This is a genomic window from Pseudenhygromyxa sp. WMMC2535 (assembly GCF_011083025.2).
Genome location: NZ_JABJWV010000001.1, coordinates 2,472,677 through 2,499,675, shown reverse-complemented (window position 1 = coordinate 2,499,675; position 26,999 = coordinate 2,472,677). Strand labels below are relative to the sequence as shown.

The window sequence follows — 26,999 nt, the reverse complement described above, 5'->3', positions numbered from 1 at the left end:
GGATGACCGCCATGAACCCGGACGATGAGCTCACGGCCCTCGTTGCGAGCGCGCCCGTCGTGCTCCGGGCCCTCGGACCGCGAGCCAGCCGCTCGAAGGACGCGCTGGTGCACGCGCTGGTGCGCCCGCTCTTCGCGGCGCTCGGCTACGACTCGACCTCGGTCCACACCTCGACGATCGCAGGCGTGGATCTGACGATCTCGGCGCAGGGCGAGCTGCGCATGCTCGTCGAGGTCCTGCCCGAACTCGCCGCGGCGCCCAGCGAAGCGCTGAGCGCCGCGTTGGCGAGCGCGGGGGCTCGGCTGGGGATCGCCACCGATGGACTCGTGATCCAGGTCGTCTTCGTCGGCGCCGACACGCCCGGCGTCGAGCTCGACCTCCTGTCCCTCGACCTCGCCATCGGTGGGCCCGGGCGCGCCGCGTTGGCGCAGCTGTCCCGGGATGGCTTCGATCCCGAAGCCATCGCCCTCGACGCCGCGCTCGCGCGCGTGCTCGGGGAGCCGCCGGCCGCCTTCGTCGAGCTCGTGCATGGCGAGCTTCATCCGGGCGCGACCCTCGAGGCCGGCGAGCGAGCTCGCTTCACCCGCGCCCTCACCCTCGCGCTCGCGCGCGCCGGCCACTCGCCGGAGAGCGCGGACCCGGAGAGCGCCGAGGAGCCAGGCTCGGGGCCGGGCTCGGAGCCTGGCAGGGGCGAGGTCATCGTCACGACCGAGGAGGAGCTCGCCGGCTACGCCCTCGTCCGCGAGCTCCTCGCCGATGTGTTCCCGCTCGAGCGCCTCGGCTACCGCGACCGCGAGCGCTTCTTTGGGATCATCGTCGACGGTGACGAGCGCCAGACCCTGTGCCGTCTGCACTTCAACCGCGTGCGCAAATACATCGGGATCTTCTCCGCGCCGGGCCGCGAGAAGAAGCACCGCGTCGACGACGTCGAGGCGATCCGAGGGCTGCGCGAGCCCCTGCGCGAGGCCGCTCGCCGCTGGGTCGATTCGACAGGAGCGCCGTCATGACCACGCCTTCTCCCCATGGTCGCTTGCAGCCGGTGTTGTCCGAGCTGTGGATGCCGAACAACCCCGAGGTCAACTGGCAGGTGCTGAGCTGGCGCGGGCGCGAGGGCATCGGCGCGCCCTATGTCTACGAGCTCGAGCTCGCCAGCGAGGCGCCCTACGACACTTGCGAGGAGGTCATCGGCGCCAACTGTGAGCTGCTTTGCGATCGCAACGGCCTGGTCCGCGTCCGCTATGGCGTGCTCGATCAGCTCGAGATCCAGATGTCCTCGGAGTCGCGCGTCGAGATCGCGGGGGTCCGGGCCCAGGCGCGCATGGTCCCGGCCTTCAAGCTGCTGGATCAGCAGATCGACACGCGCTTTTTCGCCGGCAAGACCGTGATCCAGATCGTGAGCGAGCTGCTCGGCTCGGCGCTCGCGGTCTACGGTCGCGAGGTCGACGTCGAGTCCTGCATCAAGCGCGAGTACAACCGCCGCGACTACTGCGTGCAGTTCCGCGAGTCGACCTTCGCCTTTTGCAGCCGGATCCTCGAGGAGGAGGGCGTCGGCTACGTGTTCGAGGCCAACGACGACGATCAGGTCGAGCGCATGGTCCTGGTCGACAACAACGAGGACTACCAGGAGGTCGACCTGCTGCTGCCCGAGCCGATGCCGATCGTCCTCAACCGCGGCGAGCAGCTCGACCGCGAGTCGCTGCACAGCTTCGACTGGCGCAGCGCCAAGACGCCCAACCGCGTGGTCACGCGCGGCTACAACCGCAAGCTGCCGGGCGAGGTCGACGAGGGCAGCGCCGAGCGCGAAGACACGCACAACCCGAGCACGCGCGAGGCCTACCACGACGCGGTCCTGCGCCAGATCACCGACGACCCCGTCGATGACCCCGCCGCAGTGAGCTTCACCGGCGGCGACCTCGACCAGGCCGGGGCCCAGGCCGCGCACATCCACGCGGCCCATGCCCTCGAAGCCGAGCGCGGCGGGGGGCGATCCAACGCGATCGGCTTTGGCGCGGGCAAGATCTTCACGCTCGCCGAGCATCACCGCGAGGCGCTCGCCTTTCACGAGTTCCTGATCACCGCCGTGCGTCACGAGGGCGGGGGCGAGGGCGGGGGCGAGGGCGAGGGCGGCTACTCCAACAGCTTCGACTGCGTCGCGCGCGAGCAGACCTTCGTGCCCCAGCGCAACACGCCGCGGCCGCGGGTCCAGGGCGTGCAGACCGGCGTCGTCGTCGGGCCCGCCCTCGACGAGATCCACACGGACCCCCAGGGGCGGATCAAGGTCGAGTTCCACCGCGACCGCTACAGCAGCGCCGACGAGCACGCCTCGTGCTGGATCCCCGTGGTCCAGTCGTGGGCCGGCAACGGCTTCGGCGCGGTGATCATCCCGCGCGTCGGCATGGAGGTCGTGGTCGCCTTCGTCGACGGCAACCCCGACTGCCCCATGGTCGTGGGCTGCGTCTACAACGGCACGAACACCCCGCCCTACGAGCTGCCCGCCGAGTCGACCAAGACCACGTTCAAGACCCAGTCGAGCCCCGGCGGCGACGGCTTCAACGAGCTGCGCTTCGAGGACGCCCACGGCTCGGAGCAGATCTTCATGCGCGCGCAAAGGCGCATGGATCTGCGCGTGCGTGGCTCGCTCTACGAGACCAGCTACGGCAACCGCGAGGAGCGGGTCGGCTGGGAGAGCGACGGCGACTCGGGCGGCGACCACAACACCTTCGTCCACAAGGACGTCAACCATCACGTCCAGGAGATCCGCTACACCAAGATCGAGAAGAAGCAGTACGAGACGGTGGTCGAGGATCACCTCGAGGAGTTCCAGGCCAACCACATGATCCACGTCGGCGAGACCGCCCAGCTCAGCGCGGCCAAGGTCGTGGTCGAGTCGAGCGGGGTCGTCAGCCACAAGGCCGGCGACGTCATGCTCGCCGGGAGCTCCTCGGTCAACCTGCTCGGCGGCGGCAAGGTAGCGATCGAGAGCAACAACGCGATCGAGCTCAAGGTCGGCGGCAGCTTCATCTCGATCACCCCGGGGGAGATCGCCATCCAGGGCGTGAGCGTGCGGATCAACAGCGGCGGCGGCGTGGGCTCGGCGAGCGACGGCGAGACCGCGGAGGCGATCGAGATGCTCGATCCCCTCGACGCGCTCGCGGCCAGCGACGCGCCGGGCAGCGGGGGAGGGGGAGGCGGGCGCGAGCGCAGCGGGCGGAGCGTCGAGCCTCACCACGCCCCGCCGATGGAGCCGCCGCCTCCGCCGATGCCCGGCAACCCCACCGTCCGCCCCGACGGGACGCTGCGACAATTCCTGACCATCGAGTGGGTCGAAGACGAGACCTGGTGCAGCGAGCCCGCGACCTTGACCGGCACGACCTCGGGCTACACCGATGGCGACACCGAGTCCGCCGATGTCCGCAACGCCAGCGACGGCGCGGTCCAGCGCTCGGTCACGCTGACGGTCAACTCGAACGCCTACACCCACAATTTCGACGTCGTCAACCTGCTGCCGCGCAAGTCCGGGGCCAACTACGAGACCGAGCGGACCCTCGACGCGACCTGCCTCGGCCAGACCACGCCCGAGGCGATCCGCCTGCGCTTCATCCCCAACCTCGCGCGCGAGCACTGCTCGATCGGGAGGTCGCACTTCGACATGGAGGTCGTCGAGTACGAGGTCAGGATGATCGGCTCGATCACCTATGTGCCAGGCTGGATCAACTACGTGATCCAGCTCGGGGCCACGGTCCCCGCGGGGACCGGCGGCGACGTCGGGCTCAACTTCGGCAACAGCCCCGGCAGCTTCACGGGCTCGGACTGGCGCTACGCCAAGCGCACGGCCGCGGGCCTGGTCTACTGGAACGGCACGGCCTGGACCGCGGTCCCGGCGACCTGGTCCGATCCCTCGCACATCCTGCTCTACCCGATCGCCGTGTGGAACGAGGGCGGGACCCGGCACACGCAGTTTGGTAGTTTGCAGTGGCCCGAGCCGATCCCCGCCTGGGGCACGACGGAGACCAACTTGGCCTCGACCACGCTGCCGACCTGGACGACCAACATCAACAACATGTGGACCAACAAGTTCGACATCAAGCGCCGCGAGTGTCGCAGCACTGAGGCCAAGTGTTGTCGCTACAAGACCAAGGCCGTGGTCACGTTCACGCAGACGGCGACGCTCGGCGACGGGATCGTGCTGGCCGCCAACAACGCCCGGTCCAACGCCAAGGTCTGGTCGCTCGGCGACCACCGCGCCGGGATGCCGCCGCACGAATTTGGCCACCACCTCGGCAACCCCGACGAGTACGCGGGCGGCGTGGGCGTGGACGCCAGCGTCAACACCGACGGCGCGACCGCGGGCATCGACGCCAACTCGATCATGGGGGCAAACATGATCACCGTGAAGCGCCGCCACTACAACACCATCTGCCTGCACCTCGAGGCGATGGTCAGCAACCAGCTCAGCCGCACCTACAACTATGACGCCGTCCCCCTCGTATAGGCTCTCGCGCCGCGCGGCCCTGCGCCAGCTCTCCAGGTTCGGGCTCGGGTTCGGGCTCGGGTTCGCGCCGCTGTTCGCATGCCGCTCCGAGGAGTCCCCGATGACCTCACCGACCGCCGATCCCCAGACCTCGCCGGCCTCGGGCCAATCCCCTGGCCCGAGCACCGACGCCGACAATGACTTTCGCCTCGACTTTCGCGTGCGCGGGGGGGACCTCATGGCCACCCTCCCCGGGCTCGAGCCGGACGACGACCCCGTCGAGATCCACGAGTACATGACCTGGCTGCGCGTGCGCGGGGATCTGGGTCTGGCGATGATGGTCCTCAGCCGTCACAACGGCGACCTCGAGGGGCGCCCCGTGGGCCTGTTCTACGTCAAGCTGAGCGCCGCCGAGCTCGGTGACCTCCGCCAGCGCGTCGAGTCGATCAAGTGGGCCGAGCTCCCGGCGCCGACCGGTGGCGACGTGACCGCGAGCACCCTCGAGCTCGACTACAGCCACGGCAGCTTGCTGATCCGCCGCCAGTTCAACGCGAGGAACCGCGAGTTCATCGCCGCGATCTGGCCGGTGATGGAGGCGCTCAACGCCAAGCAGTCGGGCATGCTCGCCGCGCCGGCCAACACCCTCGTCGTCAGCGCCTCCGGGACCGACGACCCCGCGAAGGCTGGCGCCTCGCTCGTCCAGGTCAGCCTGACAAATACCGGCCGCGGCCCCGTGACGATCGTGGATCCGCGCGTCCCAAACGCCGCCGGCGAGGCTCGGATCGAGCTGCTCTTCACCGCCGCGAGTCAGGACCCACGCCCGCCGACGTGGGCCGCGATCCCGCTGCCTGCGCTGGCCGAGGGCGCCCCCGAGCAGGTCACGATCCCCGCTGGCGGGAGCCTGAAGATCCCCACCACGTGGCAGGCCCAGCCCGGCGACTACTACCTGCGCGGGGAGTGGAAGGACTACGTCGGCCCGAACCCCGCGCAGCTCCCGGTCATGCCTCTGGGCGACGTGATCGGCGAGCCACACACGGCGCACAGCCTCTACATCGTGCGCGGGGCCGCGTTCTCCAAGGGGACCCCGTTCACGGTCACCTGACCGAGGCCCGGCCGAGCGCGGCCGAGCGCGGCTGAGCCCATCGGCGTCGACCTGCGGGCTCGCTTCCCGAGCTCCGCCCTCGTCGAGGCCGCGGGCGAGACAGCTCGGCCGTCAGGCTCCGCGCTCGCCGAGAGGCGCCTCATTCGATGCTCACCGGCTGCACCCCCAGGCCGGTGGCGACCTCGAGCGCGGCGCGGGCGGTGAAGTAGCGGCCCAGGGCCTCGACCTCGTCGCTGGCGGCCTGGGCGACGGCGAGCTCGCGGAGGTTGACGAGCAGCAGGTCTCCGTCGCCCAGCTCGAAGCGGCGCAGCTCGGCGTCGGCGAGGTCGTGGGCGAGCTCGAGCTGCTCGTCGGCCAGGCGCGCGCGCTGGTAGGCGGCGGCCAGCGCCGAGTGAGCGTCGAGGACGTCGACGGCGACGCGGTCGCGAGCGAAGCGCAGCTCGGCGTCGACCTGGGCTAACTCCGCGCGCGCGCGCTGATACTGGCCGCGAGCCTTGCGTAGCGGGATCGGCAGCTCGAGCTCGACCACCGCCGCGACCTCGACCGGCAGCTTGTCCTCCGGCCCGGGGCCGAGGTCCTTGGCCACCCAGCTCGAGAGGTCGATCCGTGGGTTGCGTTGGTTCTTGGCCCAGCGCAGCTCGATCTCGGCCTGCTCCCGGGTGTCGAGGGTGGCCGCGAGGTCCGGGCGGCGCTCGAGGGCCGCCGCGAGCTCGGCCTCGAGGTCGATGAGCGCGGGCGCCTCGGGGGCGGGGAAGCGCTGCGGGAGACGATCGGCGCCGGCGAGCAAGGGCGCCCCACGTTCGTCGCGCAGGTAGAGCGAGAGGGCCAGCGCGGCCGCCTGAAATTGTCGCTCCGCGCCGACGATCCGGCCCTCACGATCCAGGACCAGGCGACGGTTGTCGACGCCGATGATCCCCTCGCGGTTGCCGAGGTCGATCTGCCGGCGCAGCCCGGCGTCGCGCTCGAGGGCGATGGCGAGCAGCTGGCGCTCGATGTCCAGGACCAGGCCCGCGACCACCCACGACCAGTAGGCCTCGGCGGCCTTGGCCTCGAGCTCGAGGCGCTTGGCGTCGCGCAGGGATCCGGTCCGCGCGACCTCGATGCGAGCCTGACGGATGTCGGCGCGCGTGCGATCGATCGGCCCGTCGCGCAGCAGCGGCACGCTGACCCCGGCTCGCAGCTCGCCGCCGGCCGCCGTCAGCAGCTTGCCGTCGTATACGGCGAAGTCGCCCAGGCCCACGCGCCAGCCGGCCCATACGCCCAGCCCCCACAGCGGCGTGGGCTGCTCGATGCGCAGGTCGGCGACGCCGTGGGTGTAGTAGCCCAGGGGCTGGACCAAGCCGCGCATCTTCAGCTTGCTGTCGAAGCCCCCGCGGGCCGAGAGCAGCTTGCCCTCGGCGGCCTCGCGCTTGCGATCCGCGGCCTCGAGCCGCGGGTCGTGGAGGTCGAGGGCGGCGATGACCTCGGCGAGGGTGAGCACTTCACCGCGCTCTTGGGCCGCCGTCTCGGCGCTGAGCCCCGAGCTCTCGGCCACGGGACTCAGCGCGGCCTCGCGGGGGTCGCTGCGGCGAAAGTTGTCCACGCCTTTGCGGTCGCGGCTGACCTCCGGGTCGAAGCTCGGCGCCGGCGGGCCCTGATCTCGCGCGTTCTTTTCGGGAGGCACGCCCGTCGGCGGCGTCGCCGAGGCCGTCGCTCCGACGAGCGCGAGCAGCAGCCCGGTGCCGAGCGCGAGGGCGCGAGCGCCTCGTTGCGCCTTCACTCGTTGCGCCTTCACTTGCCAACCTTGCCGGCGCTGACAGGCTCGCCGCCGGGGTCGACCACGGGCGGGAAGCCGTTGAACTGACGCCACAGCTCGAAGCCGAGGCTGACCTGGTCGAGCAGCACCCAGCCGTTGACGCGCACGCCCTGGCGCAGCCAGCGGCTCTCGGGCCACGGCTCGTCGTTGGGATCTGGGCGCACGACCACGCGAAAGCGGCCGCTGGCGTCGGCGGTCGCGTCGACGAATACGACCTCGCCGCCGAAGGTGCCCACGGCCGCCGACGGCCAACCCACGAACTGCACCGCCGGCCAGCCCTGGAATTGCAGCCGGACCTTGCGCCCGGAGGTGACGAGCGGGCCGTCCCTGCCCTGCACCCACAGCTCGACGGCGCTCGAGCTCATGTCCGGGACGAAGCTGGCCACGGGGTCGCCGGCTTTGACCATCTGCCCGTCCTGCTTGACGATCTGCTGGAGCACGGTGCCGTCGCGGGGCGCGACGATGGTCATGCGCCGCTGCCGGGCGAGGCGAACCTCGACCTTCTGCAGCTCGGACTCGGCCTTGGCGAGCTCGGACTCGGCCTTGCGCAGCGAGGACTTGGCCGACTCCACGCTGGCGCTGGCGTCGGCGCCGGCGAAGCTGCGATCGGCGCCCAGGGCCTCGACCTCGCGCTTGGACGCCTCGAGGTTGGCCTCGGCGCGATCGAGGCCGGCGTGCTTGGTCTCGAATTCCATCTCGGCGAGCTCGAGGTCGCGCTTGGACGAGAGGCCCTCCTCGTAGAGCGCCCTGCGACGATCGAGGTTGAGGCGGGCCGCCCGCTCGGCGGCTTCGGCGGCGTCGACGGCCCGCTCGGCCGCGCGCAGGCGATCGCGGGACATGTCGACGCGCAAGCCCGCGGACGAGCGCTTGGCGTCGCCGGCCAGCTCGAGGGCGGTGATCCGGGCCTCGGCGACGTCGACCGATCCCTGCGCCGCGCTCTTGGCCATCTGCGCCGCCCGCCGCTGACGCTCGATGCGATCGAGGATGTCGGGGTCGTTGTCGGAGATCTCGGCGATCGGCGTGCCCGCGCGGACCCGCGAGCCCTCCTGCACGTGCCAGCGGACGATCCGCCCCTCGATGGGGGCTTCGATGGCCTGCTGACGCTCGAGCGGCGCGTAGGCGATGACCCGCCCGGTCCCCGGCAGGCTCTGCTGCCAGGGCGCGAACATGGCCATGATCAGCAGCAGCGAGGCCGCGCCGATGAGCCTGGCGAGCACCCGCGCCGCTCGGGGCGTGCGGCTCTCCAGCATGCTGGGGCGAGCGCGGTGCAGCGCCGAGGTGTGAAGGTTGTCGAGGGAGGACATGGCCGGGAGGAAGAGGGGGGTCGAAGCTCAGCGAGCTGCGCGGGCCTGGACCCGCGGGTCGTCGCTGACCACTAGCAAGGTCCAGGGCGCGGCGGGGTCGAAGAGGTGATCGAGCAGGCGCTCGAAGGCGCCCCCATCGGGGCCGAGCCCGGGACCGAGGCCGAGGCCGTCGAGGCCGCCGTCGATGATCAACAGGCGGGGACGACGAAGCAGCTCCCGGGCGAGCACCAGGCGGCGGGCCTCGTGTTCGCTCAGCGGCGCGCCCCCGGGCAGGATTCGGGTCTTCAGGCCGTCTGGGAGGGCGGCGACGCGCTGGTCGAGGCCGACGAGCTCGAGGATCGCCCGCAGCGCCTGGGCCTCGCCTTGGGCCGGACGATCGTCGAGGTTGTCGAGCAGCGAGCCGGCGACGAGCTCGAAGCCGCGGACCATGGCCAGCTCGCTGCGCAGGAGCTCGAGGTCGAGCTCGGCGAGCGGGCAGCCGTCGATGTGGACCTCGACGCGCTCGCCCGAACCGCGGCGCTCATCCTCGATCAGCCCAAAGAGGCGGTCGCAAAGCCGCGAGCGCGCCGGCGAGCAGCCGGCCAGGACCGCCCGCGCGCCCGGCTCGAGCTCGAGCAGGACCTCCGGCGCGGGGGCGTCGGGGTCGAGGGCGTCGACGCCGACCTTGCGGCTGAGCACCCGCACGGCGAAGGGGCCTGCTCCGCCCGCCTCGCCCGTCTCGCCCGCCCCGATTGCGGGGGGGCGCTCTCCGCCGCTGCGCTCGAGGGGGAGATCGAGGACCTTGCCCAGCTTCTCGGCCGCCGCGGTCGCGTCGTAGAAGTTCTCGAGCTGCTTGCCGAGCTTGCCCAGGCCCGCGCCGATGGCCGTGACCACGAGCTCGGCGGCGACGAGCTGGCCCAAGGTCAGCTGGCGACGGATCACCAGCCAGCCGCCGATGCACAGCAGCGCCGTGCTGGCCGCGACCTGTAGACCGACGCCGCCGATGAGCTGACGCAGCAGCCGGCGGTAGTGCTCGGCGCGGGCCGCCAGCCACTCGCGGATCAGCAGCTCGGCGCGCGCGTCGGCGAAGCGCCGCGAAGCGCGATCGGAGAAGCGCCGCGGGCTGCCGGCGAGATCCTCGAGCCAGGCCGCGACGGCGTACTTGCGCTTGGACTCGGCCAGGCTGCTGTCGACGGCTCCGCGCCCGGGGATCAGCACGACGGCGAGCACGGCCAGCAGCAGGGCGAGGGCGAAGGCGAGCAGCAGCGGGTGGTAGAAGGCCAGCAAGAGCAGGCCGACGAGGAGCTGCAGCGCGAGCGTGGTGCCGTCGAGGAGCAGGCTCGCGCCGGCCTTTTGCAGGGTCAGCACGTCGAAGAAGCGGTTGGCGAGCTCCGGCCCGTGATGGCGCGCGCGGGTGGCCGGGCTCAGCCTCGGCAGGCGCCGGGCGAAGTCACCGGCCACGCGCACGAAGAGCCGGCGCTGCAACATCTCGACGACCACGGCCTGGAGCACGCGCAGGACCGCCGTGAACCCGAGCCCGGCGGCGAGCAGGATGCTGAGCACTACCAGGGGCTGGAGCACCGTGCCGAAGGCCACGGTGTTGACCAGGGCCTGGACCGCGACGGGCACGGCCAGGGTCATGGCCCCGATCGCCAGCGCGTAGACGAGGATCACCGTGACGTCCTGGCGATCGAGGGCCGTCAGGTTTCGCAGCCGGCGGATCGGGCCGACGCGCGCCCTGGTCGACGCCGGGGGCCGCTCGACGGAGGCGAGGGGCAGCAGCGGCTCGATCTGCAGCCAGCGCGTGCTCGACCGCTGCGCGCCCTCGTCGAGACCCTGAGCTTGCAGCCACTCGATGGCCGTTGCTGGGCTCATCCGCCGGCGCTGCTCGCCTTCGTCATCGATGATGGCGACCTCGAGGACGCCGCGCTGGCACCCGAGGAGCACCAGCCAGCGGCCTCCCTCGGCGCCGGGGATCCAGCTCAGCGCCGGGGGCGAGAGCTCGACGAGCGCCCGCGGGTCGCTGACTCGGCGGGGCTCGCAGCCGGCGCTCGACAGCTTGGCCAGGCGCGCACCGTGGCTGAAGACCTCGACCCAGTCCCCATCGCGCCGGGCCAGCGCCGAGGCGGCGGCCTCCCAGGCCAGCCGCGGTCCGATGGTCACCCCGCTGCGGGCGGCGAGGAGCTCGAGCACGCGAGTCAGGGAGGCCGCGCGCGGTCGTGAAATCGCATCCATGGCACAAAGCGGGCGACCGACAGGGGGGCAGCCCGCTCTCGGTTTAGCCCCTGCCTGACTTGCATCAACAAAATGTGCCAACAAACTCGTTTGCGCCCACGACAGGGAGTCGGGGGCTCGCGTGCGAGACAAAGGGCGCTAACGAGCGAGTCAGGGTCTTGCTGGCGGCCGCTCGAACACCGTCACGAACGGCCTGGCGGCGCCGCGCTCTCCAATGGGCACACTAGTGCGCGCACCAGAGGACTTGAAGGGTCCCAGGCGCCGGACCGCCGGCTGCTGACGAGGCGCGAGGAGGGAGTTTGTCGGGCACAAATGACTGACGAGCAACGAAGTCAGCGGCCGGTGCTCCAAGCCTGGGGCCCTTCAAGTCCTCTGGTGCGCGCACTAGCCCCCGACGAGCACCGTCGGGCAGCCCATGATGATCAACCCGCCGTGTGCGGTTGGATCCCCCATGCGTGCCGCCGGCTTGTTCCCGAACGTGACCGTCGTCGACCCCTTGGTGATCGAGTTGGGCGGCCCGACCGGGCACAGGCAGCTCCCCGTGACCGTCGCCGCCGGCTTGCTCCCGATGAGCACCGTCGGCACCCCCGGCGGCATGATCACCCCGCCGATATGCGGGATCGGAGCGGTCGCCGGGCAAAGGTGCGGATCTCCGACACGCGCAGCGAAGGGCATGGGCCGAGTTTACCAGACCCCGCCCAGCGAACACGCCCGCGCCGCCGTTCGGGCCAGGAGGGCCCCACGTGCTGTCGAGGCGAGCCGCCCAAGCCGTCCGGATGGGCCATCGGAGCCGTGGACGAGGCGCGCACACTAGCGCCCGCGGTTGAAGTCTGGCGGCTCATGTTCCTATCATGGCGCAGTGATGATGAAGAAGCTCCCCATTGTCCTCGCTGCCTGCCTCGCTTTTGTCGGCGGCCTCGCGCTCACCGGCTGCAACGCGAAGGGTACGTGCATCATGATCTCCCAAGAGGGCTCGGGCCTGGCCACCGACAGCTGCTGGATCGACTACTACGAGAGCGCCTGCAACGAGCCGGCCGTCGATACGAAGACGGAGTTCTTCAAGGAGGACTCGACCGCGGGGGTGGTCCGCTGCCAGTCGGAGGGCTTCTCCTCGGAGCTGAGCGGCACCGAGATGAACACCATGCTCGAGAAGGGCGAGAGCGTCATCTTCTATCGCCCGCACGAGGCGAAGTGATGGTCATCTGGAACTCGTGCGAGCGCGGGACAGCTCGTCGGTGCCCCGCGCCAGAGCGGCAATTAATTGTCGCCAGGAGTCATCTGCTGATGATATACACGTTTTTCTAGGTGTTCATATTGTAACGATGGTGATGTTGAGAGCCTCGAACCATCAGCCGCAACCGAGCTGCTCGAGTTGTTGGAGCATCACCTGGCTCGATGCTGGAGCGCAGGCGCACTCAGCCGTGGGCCAGGCCGCGGCTGTGCGCCGCCGTGATCGCCTGCGAGCGCCGACGAGGGCGGCGCGGCTCGGGGGCGTCGAGCTCTCGCTCCAGCTCCAGCTCGGCCTTGGTCGCGTGGGCCAGGGGCAGGTCGAGCATCATCGCGAGCACGCTCGCGCCCATGCGCACGACCGAGTTCCCTCCGACGAGCACGATGTGGTCGATGCGGTGGCGGTGCGCCCACAGCAGGTGCTGCCAGGCCAGCCTGGCCTTGCGGTCGTAGCCGGTCATCGCCTCGACTTGGAGCACGAGGGCACAGGGGCGCTTTTGCAGCTGGCCAATCACGGATTTGGCCGAGGCCACACCTGCGGGCTGGTCGAGGTGGCCATCGAAGCGGGCGACGATCTGACCTTTGTCGAACTCGACCGACCACGACATCATTTTATATGTATACCTAGGCTCCTGTTCAGTAAAGCTAAATGTTTGGTGACCCGTGGTTCATGGACAATACATCCTGTGCCCGCGATCAATGTTGCGCGGGGAGGAACGGGTTAGGGCGCGATGGCGATCGCGATGCGATGGATCTGCCAGCTGCCGTCCTCGCCACCTTCACGGACGGCGCCCGCGTCGCTCGGGAGGCTGCCGGGGCGACCGACGAGCAAGGCGATGGTGTAGGCGCCGGGCTCGAGGCCCAGCTGTCCGATGGTGCCGGCGACGCGGACCGAGCCCGAGGGCGAGATCTCGACGAGCTCGGCGAGGGCGAGGGGGAGGCCGCGGTCGAGGCGCTGACCGGCGAAGGCGAAGGCGCGGACCTCGAGCTCACCTTCGACGGCCTCGCGCGGACGCAAGATCCACTCGAACTTGCTGCCGCGGCGGTAGTCGTGCGGCTTGGTGTCTGCATTGGGCTCGCCCTCGCTGCTCTCGCCTTCGCTGCGCAGCTGCTTGAGGCCGCCGTCGGTCTCGAGCTGGTAGGCGGGCATGGGTCCGCCCGAGGCGTCGGCGACGAGCTGGCCGCTGCCGCCCGAAGAGTCGAGGAGCTCCTGGCTCGGCGGCCAGAACACCCACGCGACGATGGCCGCGGCCGCGGCGATCAGCAGGCCGCCAGGCACCCACCACCACGGGCCCGTGCCCGCGAGGCGAGCGGTGAGCGAGGTCGCGGCCTGAGGCTCTTCGGCTTCCTTGGCCTCCTTCGCTTGGGCGGCCGCGGCCAAGGATACGACGTTGTCCGCGATATGCGCTGGCGTCTGGTCGTGCTCGAGCGCGGTCGTTGGCGTACCTGGCTGGTCGGCCTGGTCAACCTGGTCAGCAAGCCCGGCCGTCGCCGCGTCGCCGCCGGTCATGGCGAGCAGCGCGTCGACCAGGGACTCGCGCTCGGACTCGGCGAAGGGAGAGAAAAACTGCTCGGCGCGCTCGATGTCCTCGGGCGCGTCGCCGAGGGCGCTCGCGCGCTCGCGGGCAGCCTCGGAGTCGAGCTCGCCGGCGGCGCGGGCGTGCCACAGCGCCTCGCGGTCGAGGTCGCGGCGGAGCAGGCCGAGGAGCTCGGCGTCGGCGGGGTCCTCGGGCTGCGCTGGCCGCTGGGGGCCGGTCTCGGGCGAATCATGCACGGTCTATGGCCCTCATCGGATCCCTTGTTTGGGGGCGTCTGAAATCTGACGCCCTGGTCGTGATTCTTGGCTGGGCTCGAGGTTGGCCACGAGCTTGCGGAAGCGAGAGCGCCACGCGTAGACGGCGTCGCGCGTCATCTCTGCGGCGCGCATGACCTCCTCGACGGAGCGCTCCTCGACGTAGAGCATCTGAAAGAGCAGCTGCCCGCGCTCGTCGAGGCGATCGCGAAGGGCGTCGATCACACGGTCGAGCTGCTCTTGGGTCTCGTAGGTCTTCGAGGCGTCGGACGCGGTCGGGAGCGCGGGCTCGAGGTCTTCGCCGGCGAGCGGCTTCTCGGACCAGGGGTTGCGCCGTCCACTGCGCAGGATCGCCGCGACCTGGCGGCGGGCGACCAGGCGCACGAAGCTCTCGAGGGAGCGCCCGCGCTCGGGGTCCCAGCTGCGCAGGGTCTTGCCGCCCTGGCTGAGCAGCTGGACGAAGACCTCTTGGGTGAAGTCGCGGACCTCCTGGCGGGGATCGCGACGTTCGACCGCGGCGCCGCGCATGAGCGCGAAGCCGACCTCGGTTTGGATCGCTGGCAACAGACGATCGACCAGGGCGCGCATGGCCTGGCGATCGCCGTCGAGTGCTCGCGCGACCTGCTCGGGAGTCACCGCTGTGCTCGCTCCTCTCGGTGGTGCCGCTTTGGGCCCCGGGCGCCCGAGCATACAACCATGGGCCGCCGGCCGTCCCCTGATAGGCTGTACCCGTGCGCTTGGAGCTGCACTGTCACTCGACCTGCTCGGACGGGAGCCTCGAACCCGAGGCCCTCGCCAGCGCCGCTGGTGAATTTGGCGTCGAGCTGTTTTGCCTGACGGACCACGACACCATGGCCGGCTACGAGCGCACTCGCGCGGCGCTCCCCGGCGTGCGGGTGTTGCGGGGCCTCGAGCTCAGCTGCAAGCACGACGGTCGGACGGTCCACATGCTGATCTGGGGCGTGCAGCCCGGGCCCGGCTGTGAGGCCCTCGCGCGCCGCCTCGATGAGCTGCGCGAGCTCCGGTGCTGGCGGATCGGGGCGATCTGCGAGCGCCTCGCGGCCCTGGGTGTCCACCTCGACCCCGAGGCGATCCTCGCCGACGCGGCCCATCGCACGCCGGGTCGCCCCGACGTCGCGCGTGCCCTGGTCGAGGCGGGGGTGTGCAATTCCATGCGCCACGCCTTCGACCAGTTTCTACACGACGGGGGACCAGCCAATGTGGCCATCGATGGCATGAGCGTCGAGGACGGCCTGGCCCTGGGTCGAGCCGCCGGCGCGCGCATGGCCCTGGCGCATCCACACACGCTGCGCCACCACGCCCTGGTCAAGGCGCTCTTCGTGGACCTGCGCGACGCGGGTCTCGAAGGTATCGAAGCTTACTACGGCAGCGTGAGCCCGGCGCGGGCCGAGCCGTGGCTGCGCCTGGCCGCGGAGCTGGACCTGGTGGTCACGGCGGGCAGCGACTTTCATGGCGAGGCCCTCGCCCACGTGAGCCGCCCGGGCATCGAGCTGCCATCGGCCCACGCGGAGCGCCTGCGCGACTGGCTGTTCTAGGAGATCAGCACGGTCTTGCTGTGGACCCACTCGAGCAGGCCGCGGCGGCCGAGCTCGTGGCCGTGGCCGCTCTGCTTGACGCCGCCAAAGGGCATGCGGGGGTCCGAGCGCACGAAGTCGTTGACGACGCAGACCCCGGCCTCGAGGCGATCCCGGGCGATGACCTCGGCGCGCGCGCGGTCGCGGCTGAACACGGCGGCGCCCAGGCCATAGACCGAGCCGTTGGCCACGGCGATCGCCTCTTCTTCGGTCTGCACGCGCATGATCGCGGCGACCGGACCGAAGAGCTCCTCGTCGCCGGCGGGCATGCCCGGGCGCACGTTGTCGAGCAAGGTCACGGGGTAGTAGGCGCCGGGGCCCTCGGGCAGCTGGCCGCCGAAGCGCAGCAGGGCGCCGGCGCTGACGCTGCGCTGGACCTGATCGTGGAGGCTGTCGCGCAGGTCGTGGCGGGCCATCGGCCCCACGGTGGTGCTCTTGGCGTGGGGATCTCCGACCACGGCCTGTTGGAGCGCGGCCGAGAAGGCCTCGCAAAAGGCGTCGGCCACCGGGGCGCAGACGATCATGCGCTTGGCGGCGACGCAGGTCTGGCCGCTGTTTTGAAGCCGGGCCTTGGCGCAGATCTCGGCCGCGAGCTCGATGTCGGCGTCCTCGAGGATCAGGTAGGGGTCGCTGCCGCCGAGCTCGAGCACGGTCTTCTTGAGGTAGCGGCCGGCGGCCTCGCCCACGGCCTTGCCGGCGCGGGTGCTCCCGGTCAAGGACACACCGACGACGCGCGGGTCCCCGATCAGCTCGGCCGTGGCCCCGTGATCGATGACCAGGGTCGACAGGCAGTTTTGCGGGAAGCCGGCCGTGCGTAGGGCGTGCTCGATGGCGAAGGCGGAGCCGGTCACGTTGGCGGCGTGCTGGAGCAGCACCGTGTTGCCGGCGAGCAGGGCAGGGACGGCGCAGCGCAGGGCCTGCCACCAGGGGAAGTTCCAGGGCATGACCGTGAGCAGCACACCCAGGGGTTGGTGGGAGACGTAGGCCGTCGCGCCCTCGACCTCGACGGACTCGGGGGCGAGCATGGCCGGGCCGGCCTCGGCGTAGTGCTCACACAAGGTGGCGCACTTGTTCATCTCGGCGCGGCCCTGGGCGAGGGGTTTGCCCATCTCGTCGGCCATCAGCTCGGCGCCGGCGTCCGCCTGGTCGCGGAGCACCTTGGCCAGGGCGCGCAGGTGGTCGGCCCGGTCCGCGACGCTCAGCCGACGCCAGGACAAGAAGCGCTCGTGGGCCTGGGCGAGGCGGGCCTCGGTCTCGGCGGGCGAGAAGTAGGGGTACTCGTGGAGCGGCTCGCCGGTGGCAGGGTTGATCGTGGTCGGCACAGGGGGGATGTCACCCCCGACGGGTACGGAAAGGCAAGAGGAACTGGGTCGATGACGCACGAAAGCGCTCGAGATCGACGGACTCGTGCATCGTGACCGTCGAAAGGGTTTCGGTCGCGGTTTCGGTTTCGGGCGGGCGCGCGCCGATCGCCGCGTGCACGAGGTTGCGGGTGTAGAAGGGCGAGTCCTCCAGGGTTTCGATCAGCTGCGGCTGCTCGCCGGGGCGGACGCGGATCGGGCGGTGCATGCCCCAAAACGAGCGCGGGAGCTCGCTGGCAGCGCCGAGCTCGCCGTCGGCGATGGGCGCGAGGGTGCGCGTGCTCGGGAACAGGCGCCAGCCTCGCGGGTGCAGGCCGCCGCGGGGATCGACGACGTCGTAGAGGATCCCCGCGTGCTCCCCGAGCTCGGCCCGCGCCCAGCTCCAGCTGCGAAAGCCGGCCTCGAGGGCCTCGTCGCCCTCGTTGACGTCGTGGTAGGCGGAGCCCTCGAAGCGCAGCGCGGGCGCCTCGAACTCGACCTCGGCGCGGCCCATGGGGGCGACGGGGTACCAGCGGTGGCGGGGCTGCTCGCGCCAGGGATCCAGCTCGATGCGCGGGCCAAAGATCGCCGCGGGGCGCAGGCGGACGCGGCCGCGGATGGCGTGGGCGAAGATCGGTCGCCTGCCCAGGAAAGGCTCGCGCTCGTCGATCTCGACCTGGAGCAGCGGGCCGTGTTCGTCCTCGGTCCACGCGATGGTGCTCGCGCCCACGCCGAGGCGCGCGCGCTCGCGCTGGGCCGAGGGGTACTCGCTCAGCGCCCAGGCTCGCTTGTTGCGGCCGCGGTCGAGCAGCGCCGGCGCGCCGGGCTGGTAGAGGGCGACGTTGACGGCGCTGTGCCGCGTTGGATCTGGTGGCGCCTCGCCGCGGGCGCTCGCGCGGCGGCGCGCCGCGAAGTAGTGGGGCGAGAACACCGAGCCGACGAAGATGATGATCGTCAGCCCGAGGCGGTGGTCGTCGCTGATCACGTCGACGTACCACCAGGCGTAGCCGCCGGGCGCCACGGGCCAATCGAAGCGCCGCGGCTTGGGGTCGGGCGTGAAGCCCGTGGGCTCGCGCTCGGGTGGCGTCATGGTGGCTCCGCGCCGAGGTCCTCGCCGACGGCCTCGCCCGCCAGCTGACCGCTGAGGCAGACCATGGGGATCCCCGCGCCGGGGTGCGCGCCGCCGCCTGCGAGGTAGAGCCCCGGCACGCGCGTGCGCGCGGCGGGGCGGCGGAAGGGGGCCATCATCGCGTGGGTGGCCGTGCCGTAGAGCGCCCCGCCGGTGCCCGGGAAGAGCCGCTCGAATTCGCCTGGGTCGCTGCGCAGGGTCTGCGGGCCGCACAGGTCGAGCTCGAGGCCGCAGCGCGCGAGCGCGGACTGGGTGCGCTCGGTGAGCGCGTCGAGGGTCGCCAGCGAGAACCCGCGCTCGCCCCTGGCCGGGGCGTTGACGAGCACGAGCATGCGCTCGCCAGGGGCCGCGTCGCCCTCGATGTCCTCGGGCGCTCGGGTTCCAGACTCGTCGCGATCCTGGGCGCAGATGTAGACCGTGGGCGCCTCGGGCAGCTCGCCGGCCTCGAGGGCGCGAAACTCCGCCGGGTAGTCCGGCGAGAAGAACACGCTGTGGTGCGCGAGCTCGAAGCCGCGAGCGGGCGCGCGCAGGCACCAGGTCACCGCGGAGGAGGAGCGTGGCGCGGAGGCCTCGAGGCCCAGGCAGCCGCGCAGCTGCTCGCCGAGCAGGCCGGCGTCGAGGGCCTCCGGGGCCGCGTTGACGATCACCGCCGAGGCCGGGAGGACCACGCCCGGCTCGCCGCGCAGGCGGACGCCAGCGGCCGCCTCGGCGCGGTCGAGCTCGACCCGCTCGACCTCGCAATTCGTGCGGATCTCGACGCCGAGCTCCTCGGCGAGGCGGATCAGGCCCTCGGCGAGGGCGTACATGCCCCCGGCCACGCGCCACGTCCCGGCGCGCTCGACGTGCGCGATCAGGTTCAAGGTCGCCGGCGCGCGAAAGGGCGAGGAGCCGTAGTAGGTCGCGTAGCGGGCGAAGAGCTGGCGCAGGCGCGGATCCGGGAAGAACCGGCCGAGGGACTTCCACATGCTGCGGTGCCAGTCGATTGTCGAGAACTTCAGCAGCCCCCGCAGGCCGCCCTCGGTGACCACCGTGGACAGCCGTGGCCGCTTCGAACGCAAGAAGGGCGCCTCGACGATGGTGAAGATCCGCTCACTGTAGGCGCAAAAGCGCCGGTAGCCCGCCGCCGCCTCGGCCCCCGCGAAGGCCTCGATGGCCGCCGAGGAGCGCTCGACATCGGTGAACAGATCCAGCATCGACGCGTCGGGCCAGGCGTGACGAGCGAGCAACTCGAGCGGCTCGAGGCTCACGTAGTCGTCGAGCCTTCGGCCGGCGCTCGCAAAGAGTTGGTCGAAGGCCCAGCGCATGGTCAGGACCGTGGGCCCGGCGTCGATGTGGTAGGGGCCGACGCGACGCATTTTGCCGCCCACGGTGGTGCTTCGCTCCAGCAAGATCACGCGCAGGCCACTGGCCGCCGCGCGAATTGCCGAGCTGAGACCCCCGACACCCCCTCCGACGACGACGACCGGGGCATTCTCTGCTACAGTGCCTCCCGCGCTCACGACCCCACCATGGCTCCGTCACGGCTCATAAACGGCATCTGGGACTTTATCGAGTCTCATGACTTGCCGGACAGGATTAGCCTCCACGATGAAGGGTGTCCAGGGTTTGAACAAAAACCAGCCTCAGATTGACAAGGGTTGTGCAGCGGGTCAGGCTGGCCTTGAGATGATCGGGCTCGAGCGGATCGAAGAGGCACTTCAGCGGGCGCTCGGGCTATGTGAGACGCCTGCGACGCCCCATGGACTTCGCGCGGCCATGGACCACGCGGTCTTCCCCGGTGGCGCCCGCCTGCGGCCGGGTCTGGCCATGGGCGTGGCTGCGGCCTGCGACGCGTCCGTGGCCCCCGAGGCCCAGGCCGACGTGGCCGCGGCCATCGAGTTGCTGCACTGCGCGTCGTTGGTCCACGACGACCTGCCTTGCTTCGACGACGCGCCGCTGCGCCGCGGTCGGCCCTCGGTTCACGCCGCCTTTGGCGAAGAGCTGGCCGTGCTCGCTGGCGACGGCCTGATCGTCCTCGCCTTCGACGTGGTCGCGCGCGCCCAGCTCGAGCCGGTCTTGGTGCCCAAGCTCGTCCGCGCCATCGCCCAGGGCGTGGGCGCGGTCGGTGGGCTGGTCGCTGGCCAGGCCTGGGAGTCGGAGCAGGCCGTGGGCCTGCGCACCTATCACAAGGCCAAGACGGGCGCGCTCTTCGAGGCTGGCGCCCGGGTGGGCGCGCTCCTGGCCCAGGCCGACGCCGAGCCGTGGGCGCAGTTTGGTGCCCGTCTCGGCGAGGCCTACCAGATCGCCGACGACCTGCGCGACACCCTCGACGACACCGCCAGCCTGGGCAAGCCCGCGGGCCAGGACATGGTCCACAACCGCCCCAACGCCTGCATCTCCCTGGGCATCGACGGCGCCCTCGCTCGGCTCCGCAGCTTGCTCGACCAGGCCATCGCAGCGATGCCGGCCTGCCGCCATCCGCAGCGCGTGGTCCAGTGGGTCGAGGGCTTCGGCGCTCGCCTCTATCCCCGGGCCGTCCGCCCCGGCATCAACGGCAAGCCGCAAGCCAGCGCCAACCAGCCCGTGCTCGCGGATCTGCGCGCGTGACACTCGCGCGAGCGAGTGCGTGAGCTAGCACCGGCACAAAAAAATACGCCCTCCTTGACAGCCAGGCCTGCTTCAAACACACTCCCGGCTCCAACGAAACGACCCCAGGGGCGGTAGTTAAGTCGGTTATAACGCCGGCCTGTCACGCCGGAGGTCGCGGGTTCGAGTCCCGTCCGCCCCGTCTTCGTTGCCCAGAGGCTCCTTCTTCACTGAAGGGGCCTTTGGTCTTTTAAGCGCACTTCGCAGCTTGGCGGAGTGCGAACTCCACGCGCCTCGAGTCGACCGAACTCGAGGGGATTGTGCTCGGTCTTTGGCAGGGAGCCTTGCTTCGGGCGTTACACCGCGGCCTGTTCGGCGGAAGCCTTCCCACCCCTGCGCTCTCGCCGGGTGGCGGGCGACCAACATGATGGAGCAGCCTAGCCGGCTCGGTGCTCGGGGCGGGCCCCTTCCACTCGAGCGGCCTGCTCTACGTCGGCGAGGGACATGCCGTTGCTCGCGGGCGAGGTGCTCTTTCATGTCTGCTTTTCGAGGGAGCTCGGGTCTTTTGCGATGGTAGTTGCTTCGGGCGGTACACCGCGGCCTGTTCGGCGGAAGCCTTCCCACCCCTGCGCTCTCGCCGGGTGGCGGGCGACCAACATGATGGAGCAGCCTAGCCGGCTCGGTGCTCGGCGCGGGCCCCTTCCACTCGAGCGGCCTGCTCTACGTCCGCGAGAGACATGCCGTTGCTCGCGGGCGAGGTGCTCTTTCATGTCTGCCAGCGCGATCTCCCGACGTTTCGCACAAGCCCTCTTTGTCCCTTCAGCTCAGAGCCATCCTTCGCCTTCACGCCCCGATTCGGAGTCATCCTCCACGTCTCCGGAGCGGAGTCACCCCCCGAAGAAGAGGCGCACAAAAGGGACAGCAGGGGACCCTTCCTGCGAGTTTCGCGTACAAATCTCCACCTTCGGAGCGACTGCACTCATCAATGTAGTCATCTGCCCCACCACAAATCCCCAAAGTCAGCGAGCCTGTCTGAGCAGGAAGGGTCCCCTGCTGGCCCGTGCGCCTGCACCGTCGTCAACGACTCCCCTCGCAAAAGACACAACCCTCCACGTCTCCGGAGCGGAGTCACCCCCCCGAAGAAGAGGCGCACAAAAGGGACAGCAGGGGACCCTTCCTGCGAGTTTCGCGTACAAATCTCCACCTTCGGAGCGACTACACCCATCAATGTAGTCATCTGCCCCACCACAAATCCCCAAAGTCAGCGAGCCTGTCTGAGCAGGAAGGGTCCCCTGCTGTCCCGTGCGCCTGCACCGTCGTCAACGACTCCCCTCGCAAAAGACACAACCCTCCACGTCTCCGGAGCGGAGTTCCCCTCCCGAAGAAGAGGCGCACAAAAGGGACAGCAGGGGACCCTTCCTGCGAGTTTCGCGTACACGAGAGCACCTTCGGAGCGACTGCACTCATCAATATAATCGTCTGCCCCACCACAAATCCCCAAAGTCAGCGAGCCTGTCTGAGCAGGAAGGGTCCCCTGCTGGCCCGTGCGCCTGCACCGTCGTCAGAGCAGACCCCCGCAAAAGACCAAAGAAAAAGCCGAGCCCCCACTCAGAAGCTCGGCCCCACAAAAGAGCATCACCCAATCACTCGGGCGACCACTGTGGCTCCGGCGGCAACGAACTATTCGGCGTCTTCCCCTCCATTCGGTGCGCCACGAAGTCCGCCACCGTAGGCAGCTTCAAGTAGGGATTGTCCCGCAGCTGCTCATCCACCGTCGCCCGCGTCGTCGGCCCATAATCGTGCCCCGGATAGAGCACCGTATCCCTCGGCAGCTTGTCGACCATCGCGTGCAGCGTCCCATACATCACCTCCGGATCCCCCCCCACGAAATCACAGCGCCCGCAGCCGTTGACGAAGAGCGTATCTCCCGTCACCACGCTGTCGCGCAGGCGGTAGCAGCACGAGCCCGGCGTATGCCCCGGCGTGTGCATCATCGTGATCTCCGTCTGCTTCCCGATCGTCAGCGTATCCCCAGGGCTCGACGCCACCAGGTTCTCGCAGCGAAAGCCCGAGAACTCGACCTCCGGCCGGAGCATGTGCACCGGCACATCGAGGGTCTTCAGCAGCTCGTCGACCATGTTCACGTGGTCGAAGTGGCTGTGCGTGCACAAGATCGCCGCGATCTCGACGTCGAGGCGCGCCGCCTCGTCGAGGATCGTCTGGGCGTGCCAGGCCGGATCCACGACCGCGACCTTGCGGGTCGCCTGATCGCCGATGAAGTAGATGAAGTTGTCCCAGGGACCGAGGCCGAATTGATGGACGAAGGTCATGCGCGCCCACAGGGTACCAGCTGCGCCGGCGCCTCTGTGCGCGCGCTTTGTCCCGCTCGGACCGCTCGGGCTCGCTCAGCCTCGCCGACGCCCGCCGCGCTTGCGCGGGCGCAGGTAGGGCTCGGGGTCGATGGGCCGCGCGCCGTGGCGGATCTCCACGTAGGCCGTGGTCCCCAGGCCGTCCTCGACAGCCTTGGGCCCCACGCGACCGAGGGCGTCTCCGGCCTCGAGCTCCTGGCCCTCCTCGACGTGCACGCTGAGCAGCCGCGCCGTGAGCGAGAGGTAGCCGCCGCCGTGATCGACGACGACCACGCGCTCGTAGCCCGGCAGCGCGCCCACGAAGCGGACCTCGCCGGGGGCGATGACCCGGACCTCGTCCTCGGCGCGCGCGCGCAGCTCGACGCCGTTTCGGTGCATGCCGATCTTGGTCAGCGGATCTTCGTAGTCGCCAAAGTCACCCACGACCCGGCCGTCGACGGGGCGGACCAGGGTGTCCTCCTCGAGCAGATCGAGGCCGCGGCGGCGCAGCAGGTCTCGGCGCTCGCGGTGGAGCTCGCCGAGGAGCTCGCGCTCGGCCTTCTTGGCCTGGCCACGCAGGCGCCGCTGGAGACGCCGACGCTCGCTGTGGGCCGCGGCCAGGCGCGGGTGCAAGCTGGCGTCGCCCGCGTCGAGGCTGCGGTCCTGCATGCGCGCGAGCGAGTCGAGGGTCGAGAGCACGGCGAGCTCGCGGCTGGCGGTCAGCAGCTCGGCGCGGGCGCGCTGCTCGGCCTGGCCGTGGATGCGCAGCTGCTCGAGGTCGCGGTCGACGAGCTGGCGCAAGGTCCGGCCGCGGGCGGCTCGCTGCTGCGGGGTCGAGCGCCCGTCGGCGCCGTCCTCGAACATCATCTCGAGCACGCCGCCGCCGCGGGCGAGCTTGTAGAGCTTGCGCGCCCGCACGGCGCCCACGGCCTCGCGCTCGGAGCGGCGCGCACGGTAGACGTCGAGCTCGCGCAGGCTCTCGTTGGCGCGGTGCTCGAGCAGCTCGCCGGCCCAGCTGAGGCTCTCGCGCTCGCGCTCGCGGGCGACCTTGGCCCGCTCGAGCTCGTTGGCGGCCTCGGTCAGCTCGAGCTCGCGCTCGGCCGCGTGGCGCAGCAGCTCGCGGCGCTTGGACAGGGGGACGCCGGCGCTGGCGTCGTCGGCGAGGACGCCGAGCAAGCTCAGGCCGAGCAGTCCCGCGGCGGCGCCTCGGGTCAGGCGGGCGAAGAGTCGTCGAGACGCCATGGGTTCAGACCTCCGCGTGGCGGGCGACGGCCGCCCGGGCGCCGATCAAGCCGAGCAGGGCGCCCAGGCCGAGGGCCGCGCTGACCTCCACGACCGAGAAGAAGCGCAGGGAGCCGGCCGCGAACACCAGGGCCAGGCCGCGCTCGAGGAAGGGGCGGATCAGCTCGAAGCCCAGGTAGAGCGCCGCCAGGGCCAAGGCCGTGCCGAGCACGCCCTGGAGCACGCCCTCGACCATGAAGGGGCCGCGGACGAAGCGAGCGGTGCCGCCCACGAGACGCAGGATCTGAAGCTCGGCGCGCCGGGCAAACACGCCCAGGCGGATCGTGCTCCACACGATCGCCAGGCAGGCCAGGCTGACCAGCACGCCCACGCCCACCGCCAGCCAGCGCAGGGTCGTGAGCATGTCCTCGGCCTGCTGGACCCACGGCCCGAGCACGCTGACCTCCTCGACGCCCTCCATGTCCTGCACCCGCAGCGCCAGGGCGTCCGCGAAGCCGGGCTCGACGCCCTCGCCGAGCGAGAGCTCGATGGTGTCGGGCAAGGTCGAAGGATCCACGCCCTCGAGCAGGCCGCCGGCCTCGCCAGCGGCGTGGCCGTGGTCCTGTGTCCCCGCGAGGCCCTCGCCGAGGCCGTCCTGGAGCCGCGCCATGGCCTGCTCCGGGGTCACGCGCTCGGCGTGGGCGACCTCGGGCAGGGCCTGGAGGCGGGCGGTCAGGGCCATGGTCTCGGCTGGATCCGCCTCGGGATCCATGAACACCGTCACCGGGACCTCGATGCCCAAGGTGGTGGCCACGGCGTTCGCGTTTTGAAACATCAAGGTCGCCGTGCCCAGGAGCAGCATGCACACGGCCATGGTGCCCACGGCCAGGAGCTGGACGAGGGGGCTTTGGGCCATGCCCCGCAGGCCGCGGGCGAAGGCGTAGCGCAGGGCGTTTGCCGAGGCCCAGACGGGGACCGAGAGGGGGTCGGGGTCGTTGTCGATGAAGGCCTCGAGGGACTCGTCTTCAGCAGCCTCGGGGTCGGCGTCGAGCTCGAGCTCCGCGCTCTCGAGGGACCCGTCCGCGAGGGTCTCGCCATCGAGGGACTCGTCATCGAGGCTGTCGACTTCGTCCGTCTCGCCCGCGTCGGCGCCCTCGAGGGCCTGCGCTGGCTCGGGCACGATCGCTTCGGCCGTGAACGCGAACGCGCTCTCGTCCGCCGGCTCGGCGTCGAGGTCGAAGACCGGCTCGCTCGCGGCCGCGTGGGCCTGCGCCTCGAGTTCGCGCAGGTCCATGAGCCCGGAGCCGCGCAGGGCGTCCTCGAGCTCCACGGTGTCGCTGGGCTCGAGCAGCACGTTGCCGAGGGCCTCTTCGTCGAGGGCCTCTTCGTCGAGCTGCGGGTGCTCGAGCTGCGGGTGCTCGAGCTCCTCGGGCTCCTCGTCGTCGACAAAGTCGAATTCGAAGCGAAGCTCCGGCTCCAGCGCCTCGGGCTCTCGGCCGTCCTGACTCTCATCGGGAGCTTCGTCGCGGATCACCCCCAGGGCGACCAGCGGCGCGCTGTACTCTTGCGCCTCTTGCTCCTCATCGAGGACCTCGCAGTCCTCGACATCGATCTCGAGCTCGACGGCCCGCATCAGGCGACCTCGGCGACTTCGGCGTCTCCCGCGGCGTCTTCGGCCTGGGCGTCCTCGAGCTCGAGGGTGATCGAGATCTCGAGGGCCTCGCGGGGGCGGGCTTCTTCGGTCGACTCACCGTCGATCTGGACGAGCTCTTCGACGAGCTCGTCGACCAAGAGCAGGAGGTCCGGCCCGGCCCATGGCTCGGGCTCGGCGACGGCGCGATCGAGGGCCGTGAAGTCGGGATCGGCGTCCGCGAGGATGCTGTCGTCGTGGTTGCTCGAGTTGCTCGGGGTGTTCATCAGGCCACCTCTTCCAGTTCGTCCCTCTCATCGAGGGCGCTGTCGCTGAATTCGTCGTCTTCGACGCTAGCGAGGGCGTCGATGGGGTCGCCGCGCTCATCGAGGGCGGCGGCGGTGAAGCTGGGTGCGCGGTCGAGGACGCGGTCCTCGACGAGCTGGCCGCGCTCCAGGTAGAACGCGCGGCTGGCACCGGCGTGCCGGTAGACCAGGGGGTCGTGGGTCGCCAGCAAGATCGTCGTCCCGGCGGCGCGGATCAGCTCGAGCTGACGCAGGATGTCCATGGTCAGCGCCGGGTCGAGGTTGCCCGTGGGCTCGTCGGCCAGGAGGATCGGCGGGCGGTTGGCGAGGGCGCGGGCGAGGGCCACGCGCTGCTGCTCGCCGCCGGACAGGCAGCGCACGGGCGTGCGCGTGTCCGGGTCGAGGCCGACCCGAGCCAGGGCGTCGCGGGAGCGGGCGGTCACGTCGCGGCGGCGCAGACCGAGGACCTGGAGGCTCAGACGCACGTTCTCGAGCGGCGTGGCCTCCGGCAGGAGCTTGAAGTCCTGGAACACGGCCCCGAGGTTGCGGCGCAGGTAGGGGATCGAGGCGCGGGTCAGGCGGTGGACGTCGCGCCCGGCGACGCGGATCGTGCCCGCGTCCGGCTGCTCCATGGCCAAGATCAGCTTGAGCAGGGTGCTCTTGCCGGCCCCCGAGGGGCCCATCAGCAGGGCGAATTCACCCTTCCCCACGCGCAAGCTGACGTCTCGCAGGGCCTCCCGGCGCTGGTTCGAGACGCCGTAGGTCTTGCTCACGTGGGCGAGCTCGATGATCGCGGGGGTGGCCATGGACACCCTTCGCCGGTAGCACGCGCGATCCTCGCGATGAAATTTGTGAGCGAATCACCCCGAGGCTGAGCAGCCGAACAGCGTGGGTTCACACACCCCCACCCGCGCGCCCTCGGCCTTGCCGCGGCCGCCTCCGCGTGTGAACCCTGGTCCGT

At 70.8% G+C, this 26,999-nt stretch carries 22 protein-coding genes and 1 tRNA gene; 7 read left to right on the top strand and 16 right to left on the bottom strand.

Annotated elements, in window-relative coordinates:
- Positions 1 to 2 precede the first annotated feature (2 nt).
- The 3 genes from G6O69_RS09505 (at position 3) to G6O69_RS09495 (ending at position 5,573) form a co-directional block, all read left to right on the top strand.
- The gene (locus G6O69_RS09505; protein WP_172303201.1) at positions 3 to 1,007 is read left to right on the top strand and encodes a hypothetical protein; all 1,005 of its coding nucleotides are present in this window, start codon (positions 3 to 5) and stop codon (positions 1,005 to 1,007) included.
- Complete coding sequence (gene tssI / locus G6O69_RS09500; protein WP_172303200.1) at positions 1,004 to 4,492, top strand: type VI secretion system tip protein TssI/VgrG; 3,489 nt, start codon at positions 1,004 to 1,006, stop codon at positions 4,490 to 4,492. Before G6O69_RS09505 ends, tssI begins: the two co-directional genes overlap by 4 nt.
- A 100-nt stretch (positions 4,493 to 4,592) precedes the next feature.
- Positions 4,593 to 5,573, top strand: coding sequence for a hypothetical protein (locus G6O69_RS09495; protein WP_172303199.1), 981 nt, complete (start codon positions 4,593 to 4,595; stop codon positions 5,571 to 5,573).
- A gap of 139 nt (positions 5,574 to 5,712) precedes the next feature.
- Here G6O69_RS09495 and G6O69_RS09490 read toward each other — a convergent pair whose 3' ends face one another.
- From G6O69_RS09490 to G6O69_RS09470, 5 genes are all read right to left on the bottom strand, one after another.
- The gene (locus tag G6O69_RS09490) at positions 5,713 to 7,332 is read right to left on the bottom strand and encodes a TolC family protein (RefSeq protein ID WP_172303198.1); all 1,620 of its coding nucleotides are present in this window, start codon (positions 7,330 to 7,332) and stop codon (positions 5,713 to 5,715) included.
- A gap of 11 nt (positions 7,333 to 7,343) precedes the next feature.
- Positions 7,344 to 8,672: an HlyD family efflux transporter periplasmic adaptor subunit gene (locus G6O69_RS09485; protein WP_172303197.1), complete on the bottom strand. Its 1,329-nt coding sequence runs from the start codon at positions 8,670 to 8,672 to the stop codon at positions 7,344 to 7,346.
- A 27-nt stretch (positions 8,673 to 8,699) separates the two neighbouring features.
- Complete coding sequence (locus G6O69_RS09480; protein WP_176396735.1) at positions 8,700 to 10,886, bottom strand: ABC transporter ATP-binding protein; 2,187 nt, start codon at positions 10,884 to 10,886, stop codon at positions 8,700 to 8,702.
- A 150-nt stretch (positions 10,887 to 11,036) separates the two neighbouring features.
- Positions 11,037 to 11,213 carry a hypothetical protein gene (locus tag G6O69_RS09475; RefSeq protein ID WP_176396734.1) on the bottom strand — a complete coding sequence of 59 codons (177 nt, stop codon included), beginning with the start codon at positions 11,211 to 11,213 and terminating at the stop codon, positions 11,037 to 11,039.
- 57 nt (positions 11,214 to 11,270) lie between these two features.
- Positions 11,271 to 11,561, bottom strand: a complete 291-nt coding sequence (locus tag G6O69_RS09470) for a PAAR domain-containing protein (protein ID WP_172303195.1) — start codon at positions 11,559 to 11,561, stop codon at positions 11,271 to 11,273.
- Between the two features lie 187 nt (positions 11,562 to 11,748).
- Here G6O69_RS09470 and G6O69_RS09465 point away from each other — a divergent pair, with 187 nt between their 5' ends.
- Complete coding sequence (locus G6O69_RS09465; RefSeq protein WP_172303194.1) at positions 11,749 to 12,081, top strand: hypothetical protein; 333 nt, start codon at positions 11,749 to 11,751, stop codon at positions 12,079 to 12,081.
- A 220-nt stretch (positions 12,082 to 12,301) separates the two neighbouring features.
- On the opposite strand, the gene G6O69_RS09460 is transcribed toward G6O69_RS09465, so the two are convergent.
- The 3 genes from G6O69_RS09460 to G6O69_RS09450 form a co-directional block, all read right to left on the bottom strand.
- On the bottom strand, positions 12,302 to 12,724 hold the full coding sequence (locus G6O69_RS09460) for a hypothetical protein (RefSeq protein WP_172303193.1): 423 nt from the start codon (positions 12,722 to 12,724) through the stop codon (positions 12,302 to 12,304).
- 110 nt (positions 12,725 to 12,834) lie between these two features.
- Positions 12,835 to 13,887 (bottom strand): hypothetical protein, encoded by a 1,053-nt coding sequence (locus G6O69_RS09455; RefSeq protein ID WP_172303192.1) that lies wholly within the window; start codon positions 13,885 to 13,887, stop codon positions 12,835 to 12,837.
- A 12-nt stretch (positions 13,888 to 13,899) separates the two neighbouring features.
- Entirely contained in the window at positions 13,900 to 14,541 is a 642-nt protein-coding gene (locus G6O69_RS09450; RefSeq protein WP_172303191.1) for a sigma-70 family RNA polymerase sigma factor, read from the bottom strand.
- Between the two features lie 95 nt (positions 14,542 to 14,636).
- Here G6O69_RS09450 and G6O69_RS09445 point away from each other — a divergent pair, with 95 nt between their 5' ends.
- Entirely contained in the window at positions 14,637 to 15,461 is an 825-nt protein-coding gene (locus tag G6O69_RS09445) for a PHP domain-containing protein (protein ID WP_172303190.1), read from the top strand.
- Here G6O69_RS09445 and G6O69_RS09440 read toward each other — a convergent pair.
- Genes G6O69_RS09440 through crtD form a run of 3 tightly spaced genes read right to left on the bottom strand, consistent with a single transcriptional unit; the run spans position 15,458 to position 19,468 of the window.
- Entirely contained in the window at positions 15,458 to 16,822 is a 1,365-nt protein-coding gene (locus G6O69_RS09440) for an NAD-dependent succinate-semialdehyde dehydrogenase (protein ID WP_172303189.1), read from the bottom strand. The genes G6O69_RS09445 and G6O69_RS09440 overlap by 4 nt on opposite strands.
- 10 nt (positions 16,823 to 16,832) lie before the next feature.
- Positions 16,833 to 17,930 carry a carotenoid 1,2-hydratase gene (locus G6O69_RS09435; protein ID WP_172303188.1) on the bottom strand — a complete coding sequence of 366 codons (1,098 nt, stop codon included), beginning with the start codon at positions 17,928 to 17,930 and terminating at the stop codon, positions 16,833 to 16,835.
- Entirely contained in the window at positions 17,927 to 19,468 is a 1,542-nt protein-coding gene (gene crtD / locus G6O69_RS09430; RefSeq protein ID WP_172303187.1) for a 1-hydroxycarotenoid 3,4-desaturase CrtD, read from the bottom strand. Before crtD ends, G6O69_RS09435 begins: the two co-directional genes overlap by 4 nt.
- 256 nt (positions 19,469 to 19,724) lie before the next feature.
- Between crtD and G6O69_RS09425 the strand changes: the two genes are divergently transcribed.
- Together G6O69_RS09425 and G6O69_RS09420 are read left to right on the top strand one after the other, a co-directional pair.
- Positions 19,725 to 20,555 (top strand): polyprenyl synthetase family protein, encoded by an 831-nt coding sequence (locus G6O69_RS09425; RefSeq protein ID WP_217909801.1) that lies wholly within the window; start codon positions 19,725 to 19,727, stop codon positions 20,553 to 20,555.
- A 107-nt stretch (positions 20,556 to 20,662) separates the two neighbouring features.
- A tRNA-Asp gene (locus tag G6O69_RS09420) sits at positions 20,663 to 20,736 on the top strand.
- A gap of 1,441 nt (positions 20,737 to 22,177) precedes the next feature.
- On the opposite strand, the gene G6O69_RS09415 is transcribed toward G6O69_RS09420, so the two are convergent.
- The 5 genes from G6O69_RS09415 to G6O69_RS09395 all read right to left on the bottom strand — a co-directional run bounded on the left by G6O69_RS09415 (position 22,178) and on the right by G6O69_RS09395 (position 26,844).
- A complete protein-coding gene (locus G6O69_RS09415; protein WP_172303185.1) occupies positions 22,178 to 22,864 on the bottom strand; it encodes an MBL fold metallo-hydrolase in 687 nt (228 codons plus the stop codon).
- Between the two features lie 75 nt (positions 22,865 to 22,939).
- Positions 22,940 to 24,124, bottom strand: coding sequence for a peptidoglycan DD-metalloendopeptidase family protein (locus tag G6O69_RS09410; protein ID WP_172303184.1), 1,185 nt, complete (start codon positions 24,122 to 24,124; stop codon positions 22,940 to 22,942).
- A gap of 4 nt (positions 24,125 to 24,128) precedes the next feature.
- Positions 24,129 to 25,736, bottom strand: coding sequence for a permease-like cell division protein FtsX (locus G6O69_RS09405; RefSeq protein WP_172303183.1), 1,608 nt, complete (start codon positions 25,734 to 25,736; stop codon positions 24,129 to 24,131).
- Positions 25,736 to 26,020, bottom strand: coding sequence for a hypothetical protein (locus tag G6O69_RS09400; RefSeq protein ID WP_172303182.1), 285 nt, complete (start codon positions 26,018 to 26,020; stop codon positions 25,736 to 25,738). Before G6O69_RS09400 ends, G6O69_RS09405 begins: the two co-directional genes overlap by 1 nt.
- Positions 26,020 to 26,844 (bottom strand): ABC transporter ATP-binding protein, encoded by an 825-nt coding sequence (locus tag G6O69_RS09395; protein WP_172308184.1) that lies wholly within the window; start codon positions 26,842 to 26,844, stop codon positions 26,020 to 26,022. Before G6O69_RS09395 ends, G6O69_RS09400 begins: the two co-directional genes overlap by 1 nt.
- Between the last annotated feature and the right edge of the window lie 155 nt (positions 26,845 to 26,999).

What these genes read in the sequence shown, in the direction of transcription:
- G6O69_RS09505 (WP_172303201.1), top strand. Translation starts at nt 3, where the DNA reads ATGACCGCCATGAACCCGGACGATGAGCTCACGGCCCTCGTTGCGAGC.
- tssI (WP_172303200.1), top strand. Translation starts at nt 1,004, where the DNA reads ATGACCACGCCTTCTCCCCATGGTCGCTTGCAGCCGGTGTTGTCCGAG.
- G6O69_RS09495 (WP_172303199.1), top strand. Translation starts at nt 4,593, where the DNA reads ATGACCTCACCGACCGCCGATCCCCAGACCTCGCCGGCCTCGGGCCAA.
- G6O69_RS09485 (WP_172303197.1), bottom strand. Translation starts at nt 8,672, where the DNA reads ATGTCCTCCCTCGACAACCTTCACACCTCGGCGCTGCACCGCGCTCGC.
- G6O69_RS09480 (WP_176396735.1), bottom strand. Translation starts at nt 10,886, where the DNA reads ATGGATGCGATTTCACGACCGCGCGCGGCCTCCCTGACTCGCGTGCTC.
- G6O69_RS09470 (WP_172303195.1), bottom strand. Translation starts at nt 11,561, where the DNA reads ATGCCCTTCGCTGCGCGTGTCGGAGATCCGCACCTTTGCCCGGCGACC.
- G6O69_RS09465 (WP_172303194.1), top strand. Translation starts at nt 11,749, where the DNA reads ATGATGAAGAAGCTCCCCATTGTCCTCGCTGCCTGCCTCGCTTTTGTC.
- G6O69_RS09460 (WP_172303193.1), bottom strand. Translation starts at nt 12,724, where the DNA reads ATGATGTCGTGGTCGGTCGAGTTCGACAAAGGTCAGATCGTCGCCCGC.
- G6O69_RS09435 (WP_172303188.1), bottom strand. Translation starts at nt 17,930, where the DNA reads ATGACGCCACCCGAGCGCGAGCCCACGGGCTTCACGCCCGACCCCAAG.
- G6O69_RS09425 (WP_217909801.1), top strand. Translation starts at nt 19,725, where the DNA reads ATGGACCACGCGGTCTTCCCCGGTGGCGCCCGCCTGCGGCCGGGTCTG.
- G6O69_RS09415 (WP_172303185.1), bottom strand. Translation starts at nt 22,864, where the DNA reads ATGACCTTCGTCCATCAATTCGGCCTCGGTCCCTGGGACAACTTCATC.
- G6O69_RS09410 (WP_172303184.1), bottom strand. Translation starts at nt 24,124, where the DNA reads ATGGCGTCTCGACGACTCTTCGCCCGCCTGACCCGAGGCGCCGCCGCG.
- G6O69_RS09405 (WP_172303183.1), bottom strand. Translation starts at nt 25,736, where the DNA reads ATGCGGGCCGTCGAGCTCGAGATCGATGTCGAGGACTGCGAGGTCCTC.
- G6O69_RS09400 (WP_172303182.1), bottom strand. Translation starts at nt 26,020, where the DNA reads ATGAACACCCCGAGCAACTCGAGCAACCACGACGACAGCATCCTCGCG.
- G6O69_RS09395 (WP_172308184.1), bottom strand. Translation starts at nt 26,844, where the DNA reads ATGGCCACCCCCGCGATCATCGAGCTCGCCCACGTGAGCAAGACCTAC.